The sequence below is a fragment of the Streptomyces sp. NPDC032126 genome (genome assembly GCF_055580085.1).
The window spans coordinates 1,496,242-1,520,911 of the sequence record NZ_JBVIMA010000001.1 but is presented as its reverse complement, the minus strand read 5'-3'; the positions used below and the strand labels follow the sequence as shown (position 1 = coordinate 1,520,911).

Below are 24,670 nucleotides of genomic sequence, written 5' to 3'. Positions count from 1 at the left end.
TTCGTGGAGCCACGATCACCGGCACCTACCGAGGCGGGGACACATGAACCGGGGACGGATGAACGCGTGTTGCGGATGGACAGTTCGCGGATGGGCTGGTTGCGGAGGAACTCGTCGCGGACGAACTCCGGGCAGCTCGACGTCGGGTGCACGACCTCCGCGCGGACGGGCGGCGACGCGATCCGGTTGCGTTCCGTCAGCAGGCGGTACGGTTCGGGCAACAGCGCGGTCACGGCACTCGACCGGGTCTCGCTCTCCTTCGCCCAGGGGACGTTCACCGCCGTCATGGGCCCCTCCGGTTCGGGCAAGTCGACCCTGCTGCAGTGCGCCGCCGGCCTCGACCGGCCCACCTCGGGGTCGATCACCCTGGGCGGCACCGAGCTGACCGAACTCAGTGAGACCCGGCTGACCCTGCTGCGCCGCGAGCGCGTCGGCTTCGTCTTCCAGGCCTTCAACCTGCTGCCGTCCCTGACCGCCGAACAGAACGTGGCCCTGCCGCTGCGCCTGGCCGGCCGCCGCCCCTCCCGGTCCCGGGTCCGCGAGGTCCTGCGGCAGGTCGGCCTCGCCGAGCGCGCACGGCACCGTCCGGCCGAGCTGTCCGGCGGCCAGCAGCAGCGGGTCGCCCTGGCCCGCGCGCTGATCACCCGCCCCGAGGTGCTCTTCGGCGACGAGCCGACCGGTGCGCTGGACTCCGGGACCGGCCGTGAGGTGCTCACGCTGCTGCGCGGCATGGCCGACGGCGACGGAACGACGATCATCATGGTCACGCACGACCCGGTCGCCGCCGCCTACGCCGACCGCGTGGTCTTCCTCGCCGACGGCCGGGTCCACGGCGAACTGACCGGCGCGGACGCCGAGACGATCGCCGCCCGTATGACCGGTCTGGAGGCCGCGCCGCCCAGCGGGCAGCGGTCCGTCGGAGCGGAGGCCGTGTCGTGCTGAGGATCGCCGTGCGGACCCTGCGGACCCGCTGGGTCGCCTTCGTCGGCAGTTTCGTCGCGCTGTCGCTCGGTGTGGCGCTGATCGCCGTCATGGGTCTGGTGCTCGCGTCCTCCCTGGACGCACCGCCCCGGGCACCGGAGCGGTTCGCCGCCGCGCCGGTCGTGGTCAAGGGGGCGGACACCCTGCGCGTGCCCACACCGGCCGGCGACCGGGTGCGGCCGCTCACGCACCCGCGGGCCGTGCCCGCCGCGACCGTAGCCCGGCTGAGGAGGCTCGGCACCGTCGTCGAGGACCGCTCCTTCGCCGTGCGGGCGCAGGGCGCACCCGGCGCTCTGATCGGCCACCCCTGGTCCACCGCCGCCTTCGCGCCGTACGAGATCACTGCGGGCCGGGCGCCGCGCGCGGCCGACGAGGTCGTCGTGAGCGGCGGCTGGGCCCGGCCCGGCGAACGCGTCCGGACGGACCACGGCACCGTACGGGTCGTCGGCACCGTCGCCGGGCGCGGATCCCCGCCCTTCGAGAACGCCGTGTTCTACGACGACCAGCGCGCCGCCGCCCTGCAACCGGCCGTCCTCCAGCTCGTCGTGGACGCCGACCCGGCTGCCGTACGCGAGGCCGTGCGCGGCGCCGACGGCGTACGGGTGCTCACCGGTGCGGCGCGCCGGCTCGCGGACGCCGCTCCGGAGCGGGACGGGCAGGCCATGACCGCGATGAACGCCCTGTTCGGCACGGCCGGCGGCGTCACCGCCTTCGTCTCGGTGTTCGTGGTGGCCTCCACCTTCGCCTTCGCGGTCGCCCAACGCCGCCGTGAGTTCGGGCTGTTGCGCGCCTCGGGGGCGGCCCCCGGGCAGATCCGCCGGATGGTGTTGGCCGAGGCCCTGCTGGTCGGCGTGCTCGCCTCGGCCGCGGGCTGCGTGCTGGGGGCCGTCGGTGCGCCCCGGCTGGCCGCGTGGGCGGTCGACGGCGATCTGGCTCCGCGGTGGTTCACCGTGGGCGGCCATCTGTGGCCGTATCACCTGGCGTTCGGGGCGGGGCTGCTCGTCGCGCTGTCCGGTGCGGTGGCCGCGTCCTGGCGGGCGGGACGCACCGGCCCCGCGCAGGCGCTGCGCGAGGCATCCGTGGACGGCGCGGCGATGACCCGGGGCCGCCTGCTGGCGGGCGCGGCCCTGCTGCTGACGGCCGCCGTGACCCTGACGACGGCCCTTCTGCGCGATCCGGGCGACCTGCTGCACCGCAAGACGTACGTGAGCCGGCCCATGCTGCTGATCACGGCGGTGGCGCTGCTCGCACCGGTGCTGGCGCCTCCGCTGACCCGGCTGCTCGGCCGGCTGCCCGGGGCCGGCGGCATGCTGGTGCGCGAGAGCGCGGCCGCCGGTGTGCGGCGCACCGCCGCCGTGGCGGCGCCCGTCCTGGTCACGGTCGCTCTCGCGGGCTCGCTCCTGGGCGCCACCGCGACCCTGAACGAGGCGAGGGCCGCCGAGGCACGCGAGCGGACGGCCGCCGACTTCGTGGTCGTACCCGCCGGTGGTACGGGATTCGACGCGGCGACGCTGCGCAGGCTGCGCGCGGTGCCCGGCATCGAGGTGTCGGCGACCGCGTCGAGCGCCGTCCATGTCCTGGAGGACGGCGGGGCGCTCGTCACGTCCGAGGCCCGTGCCGCGGAACCGGGGCCGCTCGCCGCCACCACCCGGCTCCCGCTGGCCGCCGGACGGACGGGCGACCTCGACGACGGCTCGATCATCGTCAACGAGGAGTGGCAGCGGCACACGGTGGGTCAGTACGTCGACGTGTGGCTCGGCGACGGCACGAGGAGGTCGCTGCGGATCGCCGCGGTGATGACCACCGGCACGGGAGACAACGGCGTCTACGTCACCCCGCGCAACGCCCCGGGCGCGCCCGTCGACCGGGTCGACGTCACCCTCACCGACGGGGCCGACGAGGGCCGGGTGGCCCAGGAGCTGCGCACGGCGACGGACGGGCAGGTCCTCACCAAGGAGCAGTGGATACGGGCGAGTCGTCCCGGGACCGACCGGACGACCGGGCTGGGGGTGCTGCTGGTCCTCGGCATCGCCCTGCTCTACACCGGGATCTCGCTGGCCAACACCACGGTCATGGCGACGTCCGACCGGGTCCGCGAGCTGGCCGCGCTGCGCCTGGCCGGGGCGACGCGATGGCAGGTGGTGCGGCTGGTGGGCGCCGAGGCGGTGCTGGTGGTCGCGGTCGGCGCGGTGCTGGGCACCGTGGTCGCCGGGATCGACCTGGCGGGGATGTGGGGCGCGTTGGGCCTGCTGTCGGTGCGGACGTCGGTCGAGATGCCGTGGCCGGCGCTGGGCGCCGTCACGGGTGGGTGCGCGGTGCTCGCCGTGGTCCCGTCGACGGTGTCCGCCGCCGCGGCCCTGCGCCGGGGGGTGGTGGAGCTGGCGGGCGTACGGGAATGAGGGCGCCATGTTGGTAATGGGATCCATTTTCATGTAGCGTCCTCGTGTCCCTCACCCCTCCCAGGAGAACCTCATGGCCGTCCCCAAGCGGAAGATGTCCCGCAGCAACACCCGCCACCGCCGCGCCCAGTGGAAGGCGAGCACGCCACAGCTGGTGCCGGTCACCGTGGACGGCGTACGGCATCTGGTGCCGCAGCGGCTCGCCAAGGCGTACGAGCGCGGTCTGCTGCGGCCCGAGGGCTGACGCCCGATGCCCGACCACCGACTGCCCGTCACCGTCCTGTCCGGCTTCCTGGGCGCGGGCAAGACCACCCTGCTGAACCATGTCCTCGCCAACCGCGAGGGACTGCGCGTCGCGGTCGTCGTCAACGACATGAGCGAGGTCAACATCGACGCCGCCCTCGTCCGGGGCGGCGAGGCGGCGCTCTCGCGCACCGAGGAACGTCTGGTCGAGATGACCAACGGATGCATCTGCTGCACCCTGCGCGACGACCTGCTGCTGGAGGTCGACCGACTGGCCCGCGAGGGCCGCTTCGACTATCTGCTCATCGAGTCGAGCGGTGTCTCCGAGCCCATGCCGGTCGCGGCCACCTTCGCCTTCGCCCGCGACGACGGCGCCACCCTCGGCGACGTCGCCCGCCTCGACACCATGGTCACGGTCGTCGACGCGGCCGGCTTCCTGCCCGAGCTGGCCGGCGGCGACGAACTCGCCGAGCGCGGCCTCGACCAGTACGAGGACGACGGGCGCACGGTCAGCGATCTGCTCATGGACCAGATCGAGTTCGCCGACGTCCTCGTGCTCAACAAGCTCGACCTGGTCGACACCGGTACGGCCGAGCGGCTGCGGGCGACCCTCGCCCGTCTCAACCCGGCCGCCCGTGTCGTACCGGCGACGCACGGGCGGGTGCGGGCCGCCGACGTCCTGGGCACCCGCCTGTTCGATCTCGAACGGGCCCAGCAGGCCCCGGGCTGGGTGAGGGAGCTCAACGGCGACCACGTGCCCGAGACGGAGGAGTACGGCATCTCCTCGACCGTCTTCCGCTCCCCCGTGCCCTTCCATCCCGGGCGGTTGTGGACGTTCGTCAGCGACCGGCTCGGCAGCGGCGTCTTCGGGCACGTACTGCGCTCCAAGGGGTTCTTCACCCTGGCGAGCCGTCCCCGGGTGACGGGGCTGTGGTCGCAGGCCGGGTCGGTCGCCCGCTTCGAGCCCTCGGCCGTCCGCGACCCCGCCGACCCGGCCGCCCAGGAACTGGTCTTCATCGGCACCGATCTGGACCCGGAGTCCCTACGAGCCGCCCTCGCCGCCTGCCTCATGACAGCCGGCGAGGACCTCCCGCCCGACGACCCGTTCCCCGCGTGGGACACCTACGGCGTGGACGACGTCTGCGTACACGAGGACACGGATCATGCGGATCATGCGGCGCTCGTGACGAACGGCTGAGGCTGCGGACCGCCTCGGCGCCCCTCGAACGCTCGGGTAGCCCTCGGGGTCACCGCTCCGGGGGCAGCGAGACGTACAGACGCGTGCCCTGCGGCCGGAAGCCCACGCGCTCGTAGACGCGCCGGGATCCCTCTCCGGAGTACTCCAGCCAGACCGATCCGGCGCCCTGGCCGAACATCGCCTCGGTCACCGCGGCCGTCACCGCTCCGGCGATGCCGCGGCCGCGGTGGTCGGGGCGGGTGCCGACGCCGGACAGCTCGGCGGTGCCCTCGGCCGGCGGGGAGCAGGACGCCCCTCCGGCACAGCCGCCCCGCGCATCGGCGACACAGCGGACGGCTCCGCCGCTCTCCTGGATGCGGCGGAGCCGGTCCACGCCCTCCGGGGAGGAGGCGAAGGCGCCGCCGAACGCCTCGGACAGCGCGGCGTCGAGCGCGGCGTACTCCGCGTCGGAGGCAGGAGTCCGCACGCGAGGCGCGTCGGCGGACCGGGGAACGGTCAGCCAGTCGGGGGTGCACACGAGGTAGGTGTGCACCGCCTCGGTGGTGAAGCCCGCCGCCCGCAGCGCCGGTTCCACTCCGGGGGCGGCCTCGGGGACGAACTCCAGCCGGGGCAGCAGGCCGCGCTCCCTGAAGGCGCCGATCAGGGCCGCGACATCCCGCTCGCTCGGCTCGGCGCCGGGCAGCGGGGTGGCGTAATTGAGGTAGGGGCTGTCGGTGCCGGGGGTGAAGCCCACGACGAAACCACCGGTCTCGACGGCCGACGGGCGGCGGCGGAGGTGGGTGACGGCAAAGCTCTGGACCTGGGTGTCCATGACGGGTGATGACCTCACGAAGTCTCAAAGGGAGTCGCTGAAGGCCCCGGGGAATCCGGCGGGGGATCCGGGGAGTTCAGGGCACGACCGAGTGGCGATGCGTCAGGCATCGCGTCGTGGGGCCGCCGTGGAGCACGACGTGGCAGGCTGAGGCCGCTCGAACGCGCGGGCTCAGTTCCTACGGCGGCCGCTGGGGGACGCCGAGTTCATTGGCTTTCGTTCCTCACCGTGAAGGCGCCCGCACGGTCGCGGGCCCGGCAGACTCTGCCACGGCCGGCCGGAGCGGGCAAGCCGTTTTCCGACGCGGCCGATCCGCCGCCCGGCCTCCGGGCGGCGGATCGCGGGGTCCGGTACGGATCCCTGTCAGACGAGGTGGGCGCGGGCCACCCAGTGATGGTCGCGGGGCGGGCACAGCCGCTCGGGCGGAGTCGGCAGCCACGCGCAGGAGCCCGCCGCGAGTTCCCGCAACGTGTACGCCTCCGCCTGCCAGCCCCGGTGGCGCAGGAAGCCGCCGAAGTCGTCCAGGCCGAGTTGGAACGCGGATCCCCGGGACTTCATGAAGGCCAGGAACTCCGCGTTGGCCGGATCCGTGAAGTAGTCGGCGTGCGGGGCGTCGATGAGCAGAACGGAACCACTGCTCGACAGCTTCTTCACGTTCTCGATCAGCTCGGTGAAATGTTCGAGCTGCAAGTACGGCAGCAGACCCTCGATGATCCAGACGGTGGGCTGGTCGGAGTCATGGCCGGCGGCTTCCAGGCGCCGCGGCCAGGTGTCCCCGCGCAGGTCCTCGCTGAGCGCGACCCGACGGCAGGTCAACTGGTCCTCGACGGGCGCGAGAAGCAGCTCCTTCGCTTCCAACTGGCCCGGCAGATCGACTTCGAAGAACAGGGTCCCAGGAGGAAGGCCGAGACGCCAGGCACGTGTGTCGCTGCCCGCCGCGAGACAGACCACCTGGGTGATGCCCCCGGCGACGGCCTGGTCGAGCGCGAGGTCGCCGAAACGGCCGCGCACGATCACGGACCCGACCGTGCCCCCGGCGCCGAGCGCCTCCTCCGCCATCCTTCTCGACCGGGGCGTGCTCAGCAGTTCCGCGTGCCGATCCACCAGATACGCGTCGGGGCGGTCGTTCTCCATGGCCCTGATGACCGCGGTGATGAAACTGGTCTCCTTCACGGCCTCGGACTTGTCGTCCCGCCGGGTCGTCTCTGTCACTCTGCACTCCGGTTGTTGAGCCGCACGGTCGGCCGATGACGACGGCCGACGGACAGCGAGGGCCGTGAATTGACCCAGTCCTGATCGAACTTCCCTGTGACCGCGTAGCTGCGGGAGATCTCTTCGAGTTCCTCCTCGCTGAAGATGTCCGACACGTCGGCGAATCCCTGCGGGGCGCGCTCATGAGCCAGGTTGAGCACTCTTTCCGGCCCCATGGAGCGATTGCTCTTCTGAAGATCCGTCATCTGCGGTCGGCGCTCGTCCTCATAAGCGCGCAAGGCGTCGCCCACGGTCGCGTGCGTCGCGAGATGCCGTGCGAGCACGCGACCGTCGATGATGGCCTGCGTCGCCCCATTGGAGCCCGCCGGGTACATCGCGTGGGCGGCGTCGCCGAGAAGCGTCACCTTGTTGAACGTCCACTGCGGGAGAGGATCCCTGTCGATCATCGGATACTGCTGAATGTCCGGCGTGGCGTCGAGGAGAACCGACAGGTCCAGACCAGGAGGGGACCAATGGCCCAACCGGTCCAGAATGGCCTTGCGTTTCTCGGCGGCGTCGTGCGAGGTCCGCAGGCGCTCGTCGTCCTCGCCGCCGGGAAATGCGGCCACCCAGTTGACGAGCGTTCTGTCCGTGGTCTCGTCCCACTCGATGGGATAGAGGACGAGCCGCCTCCGGTCGTCGCCGAGAACGGCCATCGAGCTTCCGGTGAGGAATTTCTCCGACCAGGCGGTTCCTCGGTACAGGGTCATTCCGTTGGTGACCGGCGGGCCCTCGGTGGGATACAGCGTCGCTCTCACGGTCGAGTGAATGCCGTCCGCGCCGATCAGCAGGTCGGTCTCGACGGTCCGCGGGGAACCGCCCTGGTCCGCGAACGTCGCGGTCGTCCTGCCCGGGTCCGTGGTCAGGCCGACGAGACGGGCATCATTGACGACGGCGTCGTTCCCGAGGCGGCGGCGCACCTCGGCCGCCAGGGTCAGGACGAGATGGGAGCGCGATATCGACAACTGGGGCCAGATGTAACCGGCCGAAACTCCGCGATCCTCCCGCCAGACGAGATTGCCGTGCGGGTTGTACATGGCCAATTCACGGGTCCGTACGGCCCGCTCCTCCAGCGCGTCCAGCAGCCCCAGTTCGGCGAGTTCACGTACGGCATTGGGCAAGATATTCAGTCCAAGACCGACCGGCCGGAGCTGACGATCGGCCTCGAAGACGGTGACGTCGTCGAAGCCCGCCTCGTGAAGACTGATCGCCGTGGCGAGTCCACCCACTCCGGACCCAACGATCGTGATGTTCATCGACTGCACATAACCCCTTCGGATCGCACGCGAAAACTCTTTTCCTCACCGCTCCGCCGCTTCATTGCACCGCCGGGCGGCCCATCATCGAGCCGTTCTGCCGGGTGAGGGCGAGGATCTCTTCGAGGAGATCCACGCTGCCTCCGCCACTGCCGAGTTCATAGAGCCGGACCTCTTCGTGGTAGGCGCGGCGCGCCATCACCAGATGCTTTCCGCGGAACGAGGTGAGTGATCTGAGGGCTTCCCGCAGACACTTCGCACTGGACCGCACATGCTCGTTCGCGGACGACGCGCGGGAGTCGTCGAGGGCCTCCGCGATGCGAGAGGTCAGGGACGGCATCCCCGACCACTCGGAATAACGTTCCTGCCAGTCGGGAAGGGTGTGCAGAGCGACTTCGTCGCAGAAGTCCAGGTACCCGCGGCTGCCGCGGTCGGAGGCCCAGAGCAGGACGTCGATGAGGAAGAGGGGGACATGGGCCGCCGCCGGCCCCATGTAGTTCTGGCCCGCTATGTCGATGTCCTCGAAGTACGGTCTGAGCACCTGGGCGAAGAATTCGGGGGTGACCTTCTCCAGTACCCCGCGCATCGCCCGGTCGGCTCCCGTGATGTAGGTGGCGAGGGAGGCCAGCTTCTCGGCGTGGGCGGGACTGCCCAGCTCCTCGCCCTGGAGAGCGCAGCCGACGTCGATGGCGTTGGCCAGATCCGGGATGCAGGTGCGCACCGCGTTGATCAGGTCGCGCTCCATCTGGTGCCCGCTGTAGAGGCGCTCGCGCTCGCCCACCGGATTCCAGCACGTGTAGTGGTACACGGTGTCCCGTGGGATCATCCGGGTGCGCTGCCCGAGGAGTTGGAAGGATCTGGTCGCCCCCGGAATGATGTCGAAGGCGGACACCCCGTGTCTTTTCAGACTCCCGAGATACATGCCGAGGTCACGCATGGCGGCGAGACACTCGGGTGGACTGAGCGCGGCTATGCACTCCTCGGAGGGAAGCGCCTGGCCGAGAATGCAGGCCAGCGCGGCGACGTCCGCGGCGTCATTCATTTTGGGCAGCGCCCGGATTTCCTGGTCCAGTCTCAGGGGGTCGAGCTGCCTGACCTTCTCGTTCCGTTCCTCGGAGGTCACATCTAAGTGCGCACTGCAGTGCATATGAACCAACCCTTCCGGCAGGATCCATTACCACGTGACGTCGGAGAAGCAGAGAATGAGCCATCGCACGAAAGGTGAAAGGGCCTACTCCGGGAGCGGAGTGGTGGGGCCGATCGTCCGCCAGCACCAAGGTAGGCCTAATCGGCCAATGGCTTCCTTGGTAGAAGCCGACAAGATTCCCCGTCCGCCCGACCTGAATCCTGACAAGGTGTTTTTCATGACCCGGGACATCCCCGCCCCATTCCCCCAAGGCGCGCCTATCAGTGCAGAGCAGGCCATCGAAATCGTCCGCGCCCGCTACGCCACACCCCGGCTCCCGGACGGCACCGCCGCCGAACTGCACGTCCATGAATTCGACATCGGGTACCTGGTCCACGCGGTTTTCCCACGCCACACCGAGGTGTCCCACCCGAGCCGGCCGGCCCCGCCCGGCGGAGCCAAAGTGGTGGTGTCGAAGGAGACGGGCGCCACGGTCACCGTCCCCAACTACCCGACGGACCAGGCCATCGCCGTTTACCGAAAGACCGTCACCCGCACGACGTGACTGACCGAACAGCGGCCCCTTGGGCCCCAGGGAATGCGGTTTTACGGAATCCGAAATTCCCACCTTGACCGTCACGCACGGTAGGTCCATTCTTGCAGCACGTTGATCCGAATACGGGTTATTTGTCTGCTCTATGCACGTAGGGGCGACTCGCTCATCGGGCCGCACGGGATCATCAGCGCGACGGGGGGCGGGCCCATCCATGTGCAGTGACGTCGGCAGGCGCGTGCCGGGCTTCGACCCGCTCGGCGTCGATCCCGAACGATTCCCCCGGTTACCGCGGCTACCGCGACTGCCCGTGGATCCACGGCTCCCCATCGACCCTCGCCTGCCGAAGGTCCTGCCCAGGAAGACGCTGCCCCCGTGGGCGCGCCCGCGCCGCGTCCCGTGGGACGAGATCGTCGTCTGGCCCTGGCCCTGGTCCGGCATCGTCCTCAGCCGCTTCGAGCTGACCGTCCCCATCGCCCCCGGGGGCACCCCGACCGACGCCGATGTCTTCGAGAGCCCGGACGGCACCGTCCGTATGGCACTCCCCCGCTACGCGCTCGTCTTCGAGCGCTTCGGCGCCGTCGACGAGCCGCGTATCGCCCTCGGCGCCCGCGACGGTGTCGACACCCTCCTCGTCACCCTGACCCGTACCGCCTCCCCCGCCGACGGCCCCGCCATCGGCCAACTGCCGCACACCCTGGCGGTGTCGATGAAGTACCGGCTGCCCGTCCTCGAAGGCGGAGAGGTCGTCCACGAGCTGGCCTTCCCCACCGTCATCCCGAACGGCGCGACGGTGACCGCCGAGATGCCCCTCGCCGCACCCGGACTGCGCGAGCAGGTGCTCGCCGCCCTGTCGTCGCTGAGCGCGAGCGTGTCGCTGACCGTCGGCCGCGGCATCACCGTCGGCGTGCCCACGGGAACAGCGACCCCCGCCGGACTGCCCGGTTACGAGCAGCAGTCACTGCGGCTGGACTGGGCCGCTCCGCCGACCCCGCTGGTGATCTCGCCGGCCCAGCGCGACCGGCTCGGCGGCGGGGACGCCGGCGTCGCCCCGATGAGGCGGCTGCGGATCCCCTACGAGGGGCACGGTCACTCGTACTGGCAGGACCCGGTGTGGCCGCAGCGCTTCTTCTTCGTACCCGACCGCTTCCGGCTGGCCCGCTCCGCCTCCGGACCGGCGCTGCGGGTGCGCGCCGCCGACGCGGACACCGAGGAGGACATCCAGGTCACCCTGGAGTTCCTCGCCCGAGCGGTGACCGACCCGCGCCGGCTGGAGAGCGCCCGGCCGACGCTGGAGGAGCAGGCCCGGGCGCGCGGCGCGAGCGCACCGATCGAGGTGAGCGTCCTGCCCGAGGCGCAACCGGTGCTCCGCCTCGCCCTCCCGCGCGACGGCGCCCCGTCCACGGCCCTCACCGACCGGCCCGGCGCGCTGATCGACCTGGAGTTCGGGCTGACCCACGCCGAGACGCTGAGGCTGGACGACTTCCGACTCGTCTACGAGGCCCTGTTCGGCGCCTCGCTCAGTCTGCTGCGCGGCGAGATCCGGATCGGCGCGGGCGGCGACCAGGCCGAGGACCTGCCCCTGGAACTGCGGCTGGAGACCATGGTGGGCGATGTCCTCGCCCTCGCCCTGACCGAGGTGAAGCCGGACCGGATCGCCGCCACCCTCACCAACGCCGCCGAGAGCCCGGCCCGCGTCGACCGGCTCTCCGCGACCGCGCTGCTCGGCGACCGCGAAGTGCCGCTGCGCCTCGACGGCCTCCCGCCCGCGCACCGGCTCGCGCCGGGCGAGCGTCTGGACATCGCCCTGGTGCCCGCCGAGACCCTCCCCGCGGCCGGACCGGACCGGATCGTGCTCGACCAGAGCGGAGTGGTCAGCGAGCCGGACCGACAGGCCGTCTGGGAGCGCGTCTTCGACCGCACGGCGAACCCTCACCTCACCCAGGTGGTCCACGTGGAGGCGCTGCCCGCCCAGTTCACCGGCCCGGACCGGCCGGACGACCGGGTGGTGGCCTTCGTCGTGGTCGTCGAGAACGGCGGCACGGTACGGCTCACCGAGGCCGAGCCGACGGCGAGCACCACCATCCGGCTGCCGATCCAGCCGATCCTGACGGGTGCTCCGGTTCCGCCGCTGCGCTACCGGACCGAGACCTGGTGGCAGTCCGGCGGCGTCGGGGAGAGCGCCTGGCGGGTGACGCCCGGGACGATCCTGCTGCCCGTCAGGACGGCGCCGCAGCCATGACGAGCCTCGCCGGACTGCCGGACCTGGGCCGACCGCTGTCCGCCCTCCCCGGGGACGTGTACCAGGCGTACGACCGCCCCGGTCTCGGGGTGGCCCTGCCGTCCGTGCTCGACCTGGCCCGCCAGGACGACGGCACGGCGGCGCTGCTCGTCACCCTGCTGCGGGAAGGGCCCACCCCCGTCAGCCGGTTCGAGGCCGGATTCGCCCTCGACACCCCGCTGACGCCGGCCGGTGAGGCAGCCGCTACGCGCGGGCTGCCCCTGCTGCTGGCGGCGGCCGAACCGCTGGGCGGCGTCCTCGTGGTCACGGCCCGGTTCCGTCCCCCGGGCCGTACGCCGATCCCGCCCCTGGTCCTCGGACCGGAGGAGCTGACGACGGCCCGGGTCGTCGCGGAACTGCCGGCCGACGAGGCGACGCTCGCCGCCGACCTCGTACGCGAGGCGGTCCTGCCGGTGGAGGCGGCCCTGCGGCTCACGTTCCGGGCCGTGGCCCCGACCGTGCCGGCCACGGCGACCGTCGATCCGCCGGCGCTGCTGGCCGCGCTGGCCCACCGCTTCGGCGCCACCGCGGTCCTCTCCTTCGACCGGCTCACCGCCGCCCTCGACGAGATCGTCTTCGGCGCCCCGACGGACCCCGCCCGGGCGCTGGCCCTCGGGCTGCGGCTGCGCGCCGTCGTGTCCGAGCCCGAGCAGGTCGCCGAGCCCCTGCACCGGCTGCTCGCCGAGGTGCCCGCGGGGACGCGCACCCTCGATCTGGCCGAGCCGGAGCCGGTCGTCGTGGAGCGGATCCTCACCCTCGCCCCGGACGCGGCGGAGCGCGCGTTCGCCGGGAGCGACCCCCAGCGGTATGTGCGCCTGGTCGACGCGCCGGGCGTGCCCACGGGCCGGACCAGGGTGACGTTCGCCGCCAACCTGCCCGCTCCCGTCGCCGGTCTGGCCGCCCTCTTCGCCGACCTGCGGGTCCCCGCGTCACCCGTACGCCCGCAGGAGGTCACCGTGAGCGTCGCGCTGACCGCGCCCGCCGGGGTGGCCGACGCCCGGATCGCCCTCGCGCCCGGCGAACGCCTGCGGGGCGAGGTGCGGCTGCGCGCCGTCCTGGAGGGAGCCGGTGAGGTGGAGGGACCCTGGCGGCCCGCCGACACCACCCTGCTGCTGCTTCCTCCCGAGGCGTTCCCCACCCCGCTGGCCGTGGTCCGCGCGACCCCGGCGCTGACCGCGCTCGCCGTCGCCGAGGTGCGCACCGCGCGGGGCGACGTGGTCGGCCGGGTCGACGCGGGCCGTCCGGTGCTCGCCGTGCCGATCACCGGGGACGCCCCGCCCACCGGAGTGACCGTCAGGCCGCTCGGCCCCGGCAGCCCCGTCGAACTGCCCCTGGACGGACGGCGGATCGACCTGGACCCGGCCGTCCTGCCCGGCTTCGGGGCGCACCGCGCCCGGCTGCGGCACGCGCCGGCCGGCGGCCCGCTCGTCGTGGAGTGGCGGGCCGAGGGCGACCCCGGAGCGGAGCCGCGGTCGGTGCGGCTGAGCGCGGACCGGCCGCAGACGGACATCGGCTGGATCGCCACCTCGCCCTTCCAACCGGGACTCGTCTGGCGGACCGTGCCCGGCGACTGGTCCGACCCGGTGCCGCCCGGGGAGCGCCTGGTCGTCGACGTGGACCCGTCGGTCACCGTCGACGGAGTCGAGCTGCGGCCCGACCCGGGGCGGCCCGGCACCTGGACCTACCTGCCACCCGGCCCCTTCCTGAACGGCCCGGACGCGATCGGCCTCATCGAGGCGGGGCCAGTCGCGTTCCTCCAGCTGACCAGCCGTATCGATGTGCCGGACGAGCGGCGGGCCGCGCTGCTGTCCGCGCTCGGCCGGGACGCGGCCGAGGTGCGGCCGGTCGACGTCCGGGTCACCCGGGTCGCCGTGGAGACGAGGGCCCCGGACGGCGGCTGGACGGCCGTGGCCGAGGGCACCAGCTCGGGCATCCCGCCGTGGATCACCGCCCTGTCCGCCTCCCTCACCGCCGATCAGGGCGGCGCCGCCCGCGACGCGCTGAAGGGCGTCGCCGGGCGTATGCGCCTGGTCGCCGAACTGACCGCCGCCGGACGCCCTGTGACGCGCATCCGGGACGTCACCGACCTCATCACGCCGCCCGACCACTGAGGAGACCACCATGCTGCAGTTCCTCGGGGCGCTGGATCTGCCCGACGCCACCGTGTACCTGGACGACGCCGACGAGCTGCTGGGGTACGTCCTGCCGAAGAACGTGGTGCTGCGCCGGGACGCCGGCAACAAGGCGATGTTCAGCCTGCTCAAGTACCGCACCCTCAACCCGCTGCCCAACGGCGACTTCGGCGCCGGGCTGGTGTTCATGGACGTCGAGCTGTCGCTCACCACCGTCCAGGAACAGGCCGTCCGGGCACGGCTGGCGGAGCTGGTGACCGCGCGCCGCGGCCAGGGCGCGCCGCCGGTCTCCCCGGAGCAGATCGCGCTGGCCAAGCCGCCGGTCACCAAGGCGGCCGTCACCGTCGACATCCTGGCGGCCGGCGACACCCTGGTGCAGCGGATCAACCACGCCGGCACCCCGTCGATGTACGGCAACAACGTCGTCGCGATCTCGGGGGAGCTGACCCAGCTCGGCGTGGCCGTGTTCGAGGCGGCGATGAGCGGCCAGGGCGCCGGCGGTGTACGCGTCGAGTACGCACTGCACTTCGCCGGCCGGGTGCCGCCGGTCACGATCACCGGCAGGTGGAACGCGACCAAGTTCTACGGCTTCGTGCAGGACGTCGACTTCAATGAACGCTGGTACCACGAAGGCGACTTCAGCGAGCGGATCTCCGAGATCTTCATCAACTCCGAGTCCCGCCACATCCATACGGACGCGGGCACCCTGGAGACGGCCGATCCCGACGTCGCCAAGATGCTGACCACGCTGGAGACGGCGGTGGGCCAGCAGCTGGACGACGCCGTGAAGCGGAATCTGCTGGAGACGATCCCGCCGGCGAACCGCGACTTCTCCACGATCCATGACAAGGACATCGAGAACATCCGCCGGGAGGCGACCACCCACAAGATCAGCGATGTGTCGGTCGACGTCACCCACAACCAGGTCCTCGGCATCGAGGTGCACCCGCAGAGCAACATGGCGTCCCTGACCAGCCAGGGCTTCAAGTGGGTGGAGTACGCGCACGAGGTGGACACCGACCAGGCGTTCTTCCGCCGGCTCGATCTGCGGCTCAGGGTGAACGCCGACTTCGAACACCTGCCGATCCACAGCGTGGAGGTGAAGATCGACTATCCGCCGCACACCGCGTCCCACGGCATCGAGACGTTCATCTTCCGCACGGCCGACGACACCGCCAGGTTCACCGCCTTCACCGACGGCGGACCGACCGACTTCACGTACCAGTACGTGGTCAACTACATCGGTGACGCCCGCCGGTTCACCTCGCGGCCGAAGACCGACAACACCACCGAGCTGACCATCGACGTCGACGAACTCGGGCTGTGGCTGGTCGACATCGAGATCGGCGACATGAACTTCGACCAGGTGTCCCGGGCTGTGCTGACCCTGGAGCACCCGCCCGTCAACGGCACCCCCCTGATCGCCCGGTTCCAGATCGACCAGCACACCACGAAGCTCTCCGTCCAGGAACCGCTGCTCGAACCGGTCCGGCCCTACAGCGGATCGATCAAGTACTTCATGAAGGACGGCCGGGAGTTCCTCAAGTCCCTCAAGGACCTGACCGGCCGGCGTTTCTACGTGGACGACCCGTTCTCCGCCAACAGGGAGGTACGGGTGCGCACCCGCGGCGACTTCGACCACCTGGTGGAGAGCATCTTCCTGGAGCTGGCCTACGAGGACCCGGACAACGACGGCTACCGGCAGACCACCTCGATCACGCTGTCGAAGGACAAGCGTTTCCTGGACTGGAAGTTCCCGGTGATCGACGAGCGCAAGGGCAAGGTGACCTGGCGGGCCGTCACCACCTACTTCGGAAACGAGGAGGGGGAGGACTCGGACGAGCAGACCCTGATCGGCTCACTGCTGCTGCTCGGGCCGGCCTCCGACACCCTCACCGTCACCGTCATCCCCGACCTGGTCGACTGGTCCACCTACAAGCTCGTCGACCTCACCCTCCACTACACCGACCCCGGCCACCACATCGACGACACGAAGGACCTCGTCTTCCGCAAGGGCGACCCGGAGAAGACGTACGAGAGGTTCATCCGGGACCGGGAGAAGAGGCAGTACGCCTGGACCGCCCGTTTCTTCCCCCTGGCCGGCGGGCGCCCGACGACGGTCGAGGGAGTCGGCACCGACGAGGTCCTGGTCCTCACCGATACCGTCTGAGGAGGACCCGATGCTCCAGGAGAAACCGCCCTACTACCGGATCGACGACAAGCTGATCCTGGGCGACCACGCCGACCCGCGGCAGTTCTACTGCATGCCGCTGGCCCCGCGGTTCGTCACCCGGACGGACGGCGCGCTCGACGTACCGGCGTTCCAGCTCGTCAAGTTCCGCTCCGAGAGCCGCAGTGGCGGCCTCGCCGACTTCGACGTGCACCTCGGCATGACGGCGGAGGAACTGGCCGAGGTGAGCGCCGCGTTGAAGTCGCTGGCCGGGCTCGCGCAGACACCCCTGCTGGCCCCGCTGCCGGTCGTGGACGGATCCGTCTCGCTGATGCTGTTCGGCCGCGCCGACGCCGACGGCGGCGCCGGCTTCGTCCGCACCGCCCGGCACCCGGCCAAACCCTCGCTGTACGGCGACAACCGGGCCGCGTTCTCGGTGGAGCTCGACGAGCGCGGCACCACCGTCCTCGACCGGGCGATACGCGGCGAACTCTCCCCCATCGGGATCGTCTACAGCCTCGACTACCTGGCGCTGCGCCCGGCCTACCACGTACGGCTGTCCATCGACTGGAACCGGGTGCAGGAGATCCTCGACGAGTCGTTCGGCCACGAGGGCATGTTCGACTCGCTCCAGATCCAGAACGTGATGGAGCGGCTGGAGGAGCGGCGCGCGATCGTCTACGAGGTGGACACGTTCGTCCCGGAGGACGACGACACCGGCACGTTCGCCCAGCGCCGCGACGCGGCCGCCGCACGCGCCCGCGACGTGATCACCGACGCGTTCTTCGAGTGCTCCCTCGACCCGCTGCGCCGGCCGCCCGACGGCTGGGACCGGGCCCACGACGTCATCACCTCGTTCGCCCCGAACCGGACCACCCCGGCCGGGGTGTTCACGTACAAGAGGACCCACTACGCGCGGGTGGACCGCAAGCGCCTCGACGTCGACCTGTCGGAGCGGACCACGGTCCGCCGCACGATCTATCCGCAGGGTCATCTCGACGGCCTGTTCCGGGTGTTCGGCGCCGGACTCGACCCCCACCGGCTGATCGTCGAGGTCGACGCCGACGACCCGTGGTTCAAGCGGCGCCGCCTCAAGGTCCTCTCCCAGGCTGACTTCACCCGTGATCCGGTGCGCTCGATCACCGCGGCCCTGACGTACGGCGGCACCGTCCAGACCGTGCGCCTGGACCCGCAGCACCTGGACGGCGAGGCGACCTGGCCGTCCGACGTGCGGGACGGGGTGATGATCCAGCCGGTGGACCTCACCTACACCGTGGACCTGTCGCCGGCGGAGGGCGGTGAACGGCCCGGCACACTCGTGTCCGAGCCGGTGAAGGTCCTCGGCGAGGTCACGGCCGTCGAACCGCGCGAGCTGTTCGGCCTGGAGACGATCCCCCTGCTCACCCGCCCCGGCTTCCCCTTCGACCGCTACCCGCGCGTCGACGTACGCCTGCGCTACGACGACCCCGCCCACCGCGTCCGCCAGGACGACCTGATCCGGCTGACCGCCGAGCGGCCCGAGGCCACCTGGCGGCGTTTCCTCGTGGGCGAACCCGCCGGGCCGGTGTTCGTCGAGATCACCTACCGGGGAGCGGACCGGCGGGACCACGTCCTGCCGTCCACGCCGCTCGCCGCACCCCAGGTCGACGTGGGCGACCCGTTCCCCCAGCGGCTGCGCGTGGACGTGATCGCGGCACTGGACTTCCACCAGGTCGACAAGGCGTGGGTGGACCTCTCCTACGAGGACCCGGCGCACGGCATCCACATCGAGGAGACCGTCGAGCTCACCGAGGACGCCAGGGCCCGGCCGTTCCTCGTGGACTTGGTCGACCGGCGGGCCGCGCTGGTCCGATACCGGGTCACCCTGCTGATGCGCGACTCCACCGTGTTCGAGGGACCGTGGTCGACGACACTGCGTCCACGCGTCCTCGTCCGGGCCGACCTGCGCGGCCATCGCTCGGTGACGCTGCGCTCCCCCGCGGACTTCACGACGAAGGGCCTGGAGCGCATCCACATCGAGGCGCGCGCGGAGGATCCGCTCGCCGGGCTGTCGTTCGCCGACTCCTTCGACTTCACCGCCGCCGGCACGAGCGGAGTGTTCGAGTTCGACTTCGTCGACCCGGCCCGCGACTCCTACGAGCTGAGGGTGCGGCGGTTCTTCGGCAACGGCATGTCCACCGAGCAGGACTGGCTCCGCTACGACGACGACACGGTCACCGTCCCCGCGACCACCTGACCCTCGGGAGGAACCATGCTGCAACTCGGCTCCGACACCTTCGAGGTGGACGGCGTCCAGGTGTACCGGGACGCCTTCGACCCCGCCCAGTTCTGGTACCTGGCCACCCAGGTCCGCCTGGGCACGCGCCCGGACGGGGCACCGGCGTTCACGTTCATCCGCTACCGGCCGAACGTCAACGACGCGGGCGTCAGCGGCGGCGGGTTCCTCATGTTCGCGTCCGTGGTCGCGCTGCCCGCGCCCACCCGCGCGAAGATCCTCGCCCGCGCGGCGGGGCTGACCCATGGCGACGATCCGAAACTGGCACCGGCGCCGCTGGACACCGGCACCGTGCGGTGCGTCGCGCTGAACCTGTCGGGCTCCGGGCAGGTGGCGGCGACCGAGCCACCGCCCGGCGCGTTCGTCCCGGTCACCACGATCCTCGGGGCGACCACACCGTCCCTGGTGGGCGACGAGACCGCCATCTTCTCGCTGTCGCTGTCCCAGGAGGGCGCGGTCATCCTCGGCCAGGCCTTCGAGAAGGGCACCGCGCCCGTCGGGGTGATCTACGACCTCTGGTACTCGGCGCTGACCCCCGACCTGCATGTGGAGATCACCGCCGACCTCCAGCGGGTCTACACGCACTTCTCGGCCGCGGTGGACGCGCAGATCTACTGGCTGCGGGCGGGGATCGACGCCGGGTTCGAGAAGCTGGTCGAGGACCGCGCGATACGCATCGAGGTCATCGACTTCGACAACGCCGAGGACCGCCAGGAGAAGGAGAAGTGGGCCCTCGACTTCTTCAAGAACGACCTGCTGGCCAAGTGGTTCGAACCGTCCCTGAATCTGGGGCAGTTGAAGGGCGCGAATCCGCCGGAGGGGCTGGACGCGGTCCTCGATCGGTTGAAGAAGCTGCGAGGGGGTGGGGCGGGGGGCGGTGCTTCTGGGGGCGGTGCTCCGGCGGGGGGCGCTGGTGGCTCAGGGGGTGCGGGGAAGCCGGGCGGTGCGGACGGTGCTGGGGGTGCCGGCGGGGCGCCCGGGGGAAGCGGGGCTTCCGGGGCGCTGCCCGCCGCCGCGCTGATCACCCTCGCGACCGAGCCCGGCCCGCTCCCCACCGGATACGCACTCGCCCTCGTTCCCGGAGCCACCGGCACCACCGAGACACTGCGGGTGCAGGGTCCGGCCGGGGCCGTGATCACCGTGGACGGTCTGCCCCGCCCCGCCGACGCCTCCGGCAGGGTCACGGTCGAGGTGCAGCCGGGCAGCATCCATCCGGTCACCGTCAACTGGCCCGCGCCACCCCCGGTGACCGAGACGTTCAAGCTGCTGTTCACCTTCGATCAGCCGCACGGACAGGGCTTCTCCGCCACCCCCGGCAACCCGGTCTACGGCTCGTATCTCCTCGACTCCCCGCTCCCCCCGGACCCGCGGTTCACCCAGAGCGCGGCACCCGGCCACAGCCCGCCCCCCGGCGGGGCAGCGGCCCTGCACGCCTGGCTGGACCGGCTGGCCGAGCCGAAGCAGGTGACGATCACCGCGCACGCCAGCTTCGAGGGCAGGACCGAGCCCGACATCGTGGCGCTCAACCAGCGGCTGTCCGAGCGCCGGCTGGCCGTGGCCCGGGGCATCGTCGCCAACCGGGCCACCATCACCTCGGCGCAGGCGACCGGGTTCAGCCGGGCGCGGGCCGAGGGCGCGGTCAAACCGGAGGACGAACGCGCGAACGACCGGGTCACCGAGATCACCGGATCGGTGGCCGCGCCGGGCCGGGCCGTCGCCCTCCAGGCGACCCTGTCCCGCCCCGCCCGCCCGGTCACCCCCGCACCCGACCCGAAGCCCACGCCCACGGGCACACCCGCACCGGCCCCGGATTCCGACCAGGGCACCGGCACCGGTTCCGCCACCTCCACCCCCGCCCTGGTCTCCTTCCGGCTGAAGTTCGTCCACCAGGAGGAGCTCAGGACGCTGAAGCTGGTCTACGACCGCAAGAAGGCCGTCCAGCGGACGTATGCCCCACAGGGCTTCCTCGGGCTGCTGCTCGACCAACTGCCCGACAAGAGCAAGCACTTGATCGACGTCGATCTGGACGATCCGTTCTTCCGCAGGCTCAGCGTGGACGTCGTCTCCCCCACCGACTTCCAGCGGATCGGCCTGTTCTCCACCGACGTGGCCATCGACTACGGCGATCCGGCCCACGCGGCGGCCCACCGTCACCAGGAGTTCCGTCTCACGGGGGCGGACCCCGGCCCGAGACGCTTCGACGCCTTCCTCAACTCCGCCCACGAGCTGGACTTCCGGGTCGGGGTGCAGCACCACTTCGACGCCAACTCCGACTGGATCGGCGAGAAACTCACCTACGAGCTGCCGGAACGCCGCAGCACCGACCGTACGCTCAGCGTGGATCCGGGCGAGGACCTGGGCTTCCTGACCGTACAGGTCTTCCCGGGCCGGATCGACGCGGGCATCGTGGAGGCGATCGACGTGCGGCTCGACTACGACGACGGGTCCACTTTCCGGCGCGCCGACACCTTCAGGATGGTGCCCGGCGGCGACACCCGGCTGTGGCGGCTCCGGCTGAGCGACCCGACGCACCGCGCCTGGACCGCCCGACTGACCCACCGTCTCAGGAACGGCACCACCCGGACCGGCGAGCCGTTCACCGGCGAGACCTCGTTCCTGCCGGTGGACGACCCGTTCACCGACGCGTTGGACATCCGTGCCGTGCCGATGTTCGGCGCGGGCGAGATCCGGGTCGCGTTCCTCGACGTCGAGTACCACGATCCGGCGCACTCCTACGACCGGTTGGAGCGGCTGGAGATCCCGGGCACCGCGACGGAGCCGGTCCGTTTGCGCATCGCCCTGCTCGACGCCGCGCCGCGCACCTTCCGGCACCAGGTCACCCTGGTCACCACCGACGGCCGGCTGGTCCAGCGGGAGCCGGTGGACGGGGAGACCACCATCATCGGCATCGGCCTGCCATGACACCGGACGCCCGCCTCCGCGACCGTGTCGAGGCACTGCTGGCTCCCCTGAACGCCCACCCACCCGGACCGGGCCGGACGGCCGTCGCACCGGCCGTCCGGCTCCCCGTGCAGCTCGACGCGGCGCTGGCCCGGCTGGAGGCGAGCGTCTGGCCGGAGGTGGTCGCCTCCTGGAGCCGGCTCACCCCGTCCGGTTTCCCGCTCGAAGTGACGGTGCTGCCGGACGGTTCATGGCAGTGGACCGCCGAGGTCGCCGGCCCGGAACTGCCGGAGGCCGCCCGGCTGCCCCGCGTACTCGCCCTGCTCGACGAGGCGGGCCGACCGGTCGCCCCGGCCACCCGCCGAGCCCTCCTGACCGGACAGGCCGGCCGGGAGCTGCGCTTCGGCGCGTGGCTCGGCGGCCGAGGCCACCTGCTCAAGCTCTACGCCGAAGTCGGCGCGGACCCGCCCGAGTCATCGCTCGTCGGCCGACTGGGCGGCCTGGTACTGCCCGACCCGGTGTCCGCCGCCCTGAGCCGACTGCCGTACGGCACGCTGCCCCGGATGTACGGCGTGACGCCGGGCCGGGGGACGTCGGAGCTGTATCTCCGGCTGCCGGACATCGAGCCCGTCGACCTGCTGCCCTTCCTCCACACCACCGGACACGCGCGCTTCCTGGACGCGCTGCGGGACGGCCTGCCGGACGGGCTGCGCCGGCTGTCGGGCCGCCGGCTGGGCCTGAGCCTCACCTGGACCACCGACGGCGTGACCGTACCGGCCCTGTTCGTCTCCGCACGCACCCTGTTCCCGGCCCACCCGGCGGGGTTGCTACGGCTGGCCCCACAACTCACGCTTCTAGCTGCGGAGTTCGGAGGATGGCATCCCTGCGGTGTCACCCTGACACCGGGTCCCTCGCGCGCCGCCCCGCTGATCGCGGTGGGACTCTGCCCGTCCCGGTGCTGAGTGGCCCCGCCGTAGCAGACGGTTCCCGCTTCAGTCCCCGACGAACACGAGGTGACCGCCGGGGGTTTGCGCGCATTCCCGCGGAGTGCGGCTTCCGCCTCCTGCTCGTTGAATGTCGTGTCCCGGTAGGGGTCGACCGTCGTGAGCCTGCCCGGCGCGTCGGCGGGAAGGCCCGCGAGGACCCGCGCCAGCGCCTCGCCGTGCGCGTGGGACTCACGGATCAGAGTCGGCTTGCGCTTCGAGCGTCGCTTGGGCCAGTACGGGCGCCCGTCGTGCAGTTGGAGGTCGATTCCCATGACACAAGTCTCCCGTGCCCGCTCGGCGTCGCGGATGAACGCGCTGCCGCGGTGGACCCGATGGTTTGCGATCTTCCCGATTCGGCGCGACGCTGGCGTCACCACCCTCGTAACGCCGGAGGCGACATGCCGAGTGACTTCGGAGCGGACGACGGCGGACTTCCCCCGGGCGGCGCCCCCGAGCAGCAGCCCTGTTTCGCCGGACCGTGTCCCGCGTGCAGCGAGGACCGCCAGGTCTCGTCCCCCTGCGTTGCCCTGCTGGGGCACGACGGTTACCACCAGTGCCCCCAGGGGGACTACTGGGAGCAGGCGGCACCGGATGCGACACCCGAACGCAAGTACTGCGGCGGGCCGTGTCCCGAGCCGGCCTGCGGCAAGACATGCACCCGCGCGTTCATCCACGAACCTCCCCACATGTGCCCGCTGGGCCACACGTGGTAGCGCACAACACAAAGGCAAGGAGTCTCGGTCACGCACTCCTTGCCACTCTCAACGTATAGCGCACTGGGGGGCTTGCGGCAAGGCCCCCGTCGTACCGCAGAATCGCCGCCTCAGGCACGAATCCGCGGACAGGGGAGTCACTCAGTGCGGGTGTTGTTGTCGACCTACGGGTCGCGGGGGGACGTCCAGCCGATGGCGGGACTCGCGGTGGCCCTTCGGGCACTTGGCGCCGACGTACGGGTGTGCGCGCCGTCGGACGAGGAGTTCGCGAAGCTGCTGGCCGACATCGGCGTGGAACTGGTCCCCGCCGCCGATCCGGTGCGCGCGATGGTGACCGGTACGACGCCGCTGCCGCCGGAGGGCCTGCCCCGGCGCGCGGCCGCGATGCTCGCCGCGCAGTACGAGACGGTCGCCGCGGCGGCCGAGGACTGTGACGCGGTGGTGGCGACCGGCCTCTTCCCCGCCGCGGCCGGCGCACGGCTGGCGGCCGAGACACGGGGCCTGCCCTATGTCTTCGTGGCGTTCTTCCCGTCCTACCTGCCGTCGCCGTACCACCCGCCGCTCGCCCGGCCGGGCCAGACGTTCCCCCCGGGCGTGACCGACAACCGGGTGCTGCACGACCTGGACGTGACGTTCATGAACGAGGCGTTCGGCCCGGGGCTCGCCCGCCGGCGGACGGCGCTCGGCCTGCCCCCGGTGGACGACTTCCGCGCCTACGTCCTCACCGACCGGCCGTGGCTGGCGGCGGACCCGGTCCTCGGGCCATGGCAGCGGCCGGCCGATCTCGACGTCGTACAGACCGGGGCGTGGATCCTGCCGGACGAACGCGCGTTGCCCGCCGACCTCCAGGCGTTCCTGGAGGCCGGTGAGCCGCCCGTGTACGTGGGCTTCGGCAGCATGGCCCTGCACGGCTCGGGCGACATGGCCAGGGCGGCCGTGGAGGCGGTGCGCGCGCGGGGCCGCCGCGTGGTCGTGGGGCGTGGCTGGGCGGACCTGGGGGCGGCCGGTGACCAGGACGGCTGCTTCGCCGTCGGCGAGGCGAACCATCAGGCGCTGTTCCGCCGGGTGGCCGCCGTCGTGCACCACGGCGGCGCCGGCACCACGACGACGGCCGCGCTGGCGGGTGTGCCCCAGGTGGTGGTGCCGCAGATGGCGGACCAGCCGTACTGGGCGGCCCGGGTGGCCGAGCTGGGCATCGGCGCCGCGTCCGACGGACCGGCCCCCGGCCCCGCGTCCCTGTCGACGGCGCTCGACACGGCCTTGTCGGCCCAGACACGCGCCCGTGCGGCGGCCGTGGCGGACACGATGCGCACCGACGGGGCGGCGGTGGCCGCACGCCTGCTGCTCGACCGCATCGCCGGAGCCGACACACCGCATCCCTCATCGCCCTGAAC

The 24,670-nt window shown here is 71.9% G+C and carries 16 protein-coding genes; 12 read left to right on the top strand and 4 right to left on the bottom strand.

The window, feature by feature from the left end:
* Positions 1-90 precede the first annotated feature (90 nt).
* From ACZ5NW_RS06465 to ACZ5NW_RS06450, 4 genes are all read left to right on the top strand, one after another.
* Entirely contained in the window at positions 91-942 is an 852-nt protein-coding gene (locus ACZ5NW_RS06465) for an ABC transporter ATP-binding protein (RefSeq protein WP_468742577.1), read from the top strand.
* Positions 936-3,380, top strand: a complete 2,445-nt coding sequence (locus tag ACZ5NW_RS06460; protein ID WP_468742576.1) for an FtsX-like permease family protein — start codon at positions 936-938, stop codon at positions 3,378-3,380. The genes ACZ5NW_RS06465 and ACZ5NW_RS06460 overlap by 7 nt, the downstream gene beginning before the upstream one ends.
* Before the next feature lie 73 nt (positions 3,381-3,453).
* Positions 3,454-3,624, top strand: a complete 171-nt coding sequence (gene rpmF / locus ACZ5NW_RS06455) for a 50S ribosomal protein L32 (protein ID WP_468742575.1) — start codon at positions 3,454-3,456, stop codon at positions 3,622-3,624.
* Between the two features lie 6 nt (positions 3,625-3,630).
* The gene (locus ACZ5NW_RS06450) at positions 3,631-4,821 is read left to right on the top strand and encodes a GTP-binding protein (protein ID WP_468742574.1); all 1,191 of its coding nucleotides are present in this window, start codon (positions 3,631-3,633) and stop codon (positions 4,819-4,821) included.
* A 49-nt stretch (positions 4,822-4,870) separates the two neighbouring features.
* On the opposite strand, the gene ACZ5NW_RS06445 is transcribed toward ACZ5NW_RS06450, so the two are convergent.
* The 4 genes from ACZ5NW_RS06445 to ACZ5NW_RS06430 form a co-directional block, all read right to left on the bottom strand.
* Positions 4,871-5,632 carry a GNAT family N-acetyltransferase gene (locus ACZ5NW_RS06445; RefSeq protein ID WP_468742573.1) on the bottom strand — a complete coding sequence of 254 codons (762 nt, stop codon included), beginning with the start codon at positions 5,630-5,632 and terminating at the stop codon, positions 4,871-4,873.
* A 363-nt stretch (positions 5,633-5,995) separates the two neighbouring features.
* Complete coding sequence (locus ACZ5NW_RS06440; RefSeq protein ID WP_468742572.1) at positions 5,996-6,844, bottom strand: class I SAM-dependent methyltransferase; 849 nt, start codon at positions 6,842-6,844, stop codon at positions 5,996-5,998.
* Positions 6,841-8,139, bottom strand: a complete 1,299-nt coding sequence (locus ACZ5NW_RS06435) for a flavin-dependent oxidoreductase (protein ID WP_468742571.1) — start codon at positions 8,137-8,139, stop codon at positions 6,841-6,843. The genes ACZ5NW_RS06440 and ACZ5NW_RS06435 overlap by 4 nt, the downstream gene beginning before the upstream one ends.
* A gap of 61 nt (positions 8,140-8,200) precedes the next feature.
* On the bottom strand, positions 8,201-9,181 hold the full coding sequence (locus ACZ5NW_RS06430) for a monodechloroaminopyrrolnitrin synthase PrnB family protein (protein WP_468742570.1): 981 nt from the start codon (positions 9,179-9,181) through the stop codon (positions 8,201-8,203).
* 322 nt (positions 9,182-9,503) lie between these two features.
* On the opposite strand from ACZ5NW_RS06430, the gene ACZ5NW_RS06425 reads away from it, so the two are divergent.
* The 8 genes from ACZ5NW_RS06425 (at position 9,504) to ACZ5NW_RS06390 (ending at position 24,668) form a co-directional block, all read left to right on the top strand.
* Positions 9,504-9,830 (top strand): hypothetical protein, encoded by a 327-nt coding sequence (locus tag ACZ5NW_RS06425; RefSeq protein WP_468742569.1) that lies wholly within the window; start codon positions 9,504-9,506, stop codon positions 9,828-9,830.
* Between the two features lie 298 nt (positions 9,831-10,128).
* A complete protein-coding gene (locus ACZ5NW_RS06420; protein ID WP_468742568.1) occupies positions 10,129-12,060 on the top strand; it encodes a hypothetical protein in 1,932 nt (643 codons plus the stop codon).
* Entirely contained in the window at positions 12,057-14,210 is a 2,154-nt protein-coding gene (locus tag ACZ5NW_RS06415) for a hypothetical protein (protein WP_468742567.1), read from the top strand. Before ACZ5NW_RS06420 ends, ACZ5NW_RS06415 begins: the two co-directional genes overlap by 4 nt.
* 10 nt (positions 14,211-14,220) lie before the next feature.
* Positions 14,221-16,401, top strand: coding sequence for a hypothetical protein (locus tag ACZ5NW_RS06410; protein ID WP_468742566.1), 2,181 nt, complete (start codon positions 14,221-14,223; stop codon positions 16,399-16,401).
* 10 nt (positions 16,402-16,411) lie between these two features.
* Complete coding sequence (locus tag ACZ5NW_RS06405; protein ID WP_468742565.1) at positions 16,412-18,637, top strand: hypothetical protein; 2,226 nt, start codon at positions 16,412-16,414, stop codon at positions 18,635-18,637.
* A 15-nt stretch (positions 18,638-18,652) separates the two neighbouring features.
* Positions 18,653-21,598, top strand: coding sequence for a hypothetical protein (locus ACZ5NW_RS06400; RefSeq protein WP_468742564.1), 2,946 nt, complete (start codon positions 18,653-18,655; stop codon positions 21,596-21,598).
* A complete protein-coding gene (locus tag ACZ5NW_RS06395) occupies positions 21,595-22,539 on the top strand; it encodes a hypothetical protein (protein ID WP_468742563.1) in 945 nt (314 codons plus the stop codon). Before ACZ5NW_RS06400 ends, ACZ5NW_RS06395 begins: the two co-directional genes overlap by 4 nt.
* Before the next feature lie 881 nt (positions 22,540-23,420).
* Positions 23,421-24,668 (top strand): glycosyltransferase, encoded by a 1,248-nt coding sequence (locus ACZ5NW_RS06390; protein WP_468742562.1) that lies wholly within the window; start codon positions 23,421-23,423, stop codon positions 24,666-24,668.
* Positions 24,669-24,670 lie beyond the last annotated feature (2 nt).

Excerpts from the sequence above, each read along its gene's own strand:
- ACZ5NW_RS06435 (WP_468742571.1), bottom strand. The coding sequence starts at position 8,139 with ATGAACATCACGATCGTTGGGTCCGGAGTGGGTGGACTCGCCACGGCG.
- ACZ5NW_RS06450 (WP_468742574.1), top strand. The coding sequence starts at position 3,631 with ATGCCCGACCACCGACTGCCCGTCACCGTCCTGTCCGGCTTCCTGGGC.
- ACZ5NW_RS06405 (WP_468742565.1), top strand. The coding sequence starts at position 16,412 with ATGCTCCAGGAGAAACCGCCCTACTACCGGATCGACGACAAGCTGATC.
- ACZ5NW_RS06465 (WP_468742577.1), top strand. The coding sequence starts at position 91 with ATGGGCTGGTTGCGGAGGAACTCGTCGCGGACGAACTCCGGGCAGCTC.
- ACZ5NW_RS06415 (WP_468742567.1), top strand. The coding sequence starts at position 12,057 with ATGACGAGCCTCGCCGGACTGCCGGACCTGGGCCGACCGCTGTCCGCC.
- ACZ5NW_RS06410 (WP_468742566.1), top strand. The coding sequence starts at position 14,221 with ATGCTGCAGTTCCTCGGGGCGCTGGATCTGCCCGACGCCACCGTGTAC.
- rpmF (WP_468742575.1), top strand. The coding sequence starts at position 3,454 with ATGGCCGTCCCCAAGCGGAAGATGTCCCGCAGCAACACCCGCCACCGC.
- ACZ5NW_RS06430 (WP_468742570.1), bottom strand. The coding sequence starts at position 9,181 with ATGAATGACGCCGCGGACGTCGCCGCGCTGGCCTGCATTCTCGGCCAG.
- ACZ5NW_RS06400 (WP_468742564.1), top strand. The coding sequence starts at position 18,653 with ATGCTGCAACTCGGCTCCGACACCTTCGAGGTGGACGGCGTCCAGGTG.
- ACZ5NW_RS06395 (WP_468742563.1), top strand. The coding sequence starts at position 21,595 with ATGACACCGGACGCCCGCCTCCGCGACCGTGTCGAGGCACTGCTGGCT.
- ACZ5NW_RS06445 (WP_468742573.1), bottom strand. The coding sequence starts at position 5,632 with ATGGACACCCAGGTCCAGAGCTTTGCCGTCACCCACCTCCGCCGCCGC.
- ACZ5NW_RS06425 (WP_468742569.1), top strand. The coding sequence starts at position 9,504 with ATGACCCGGGACATCCCCGCCCCATTCCCCCAAGGCGCGCCTATCAGT.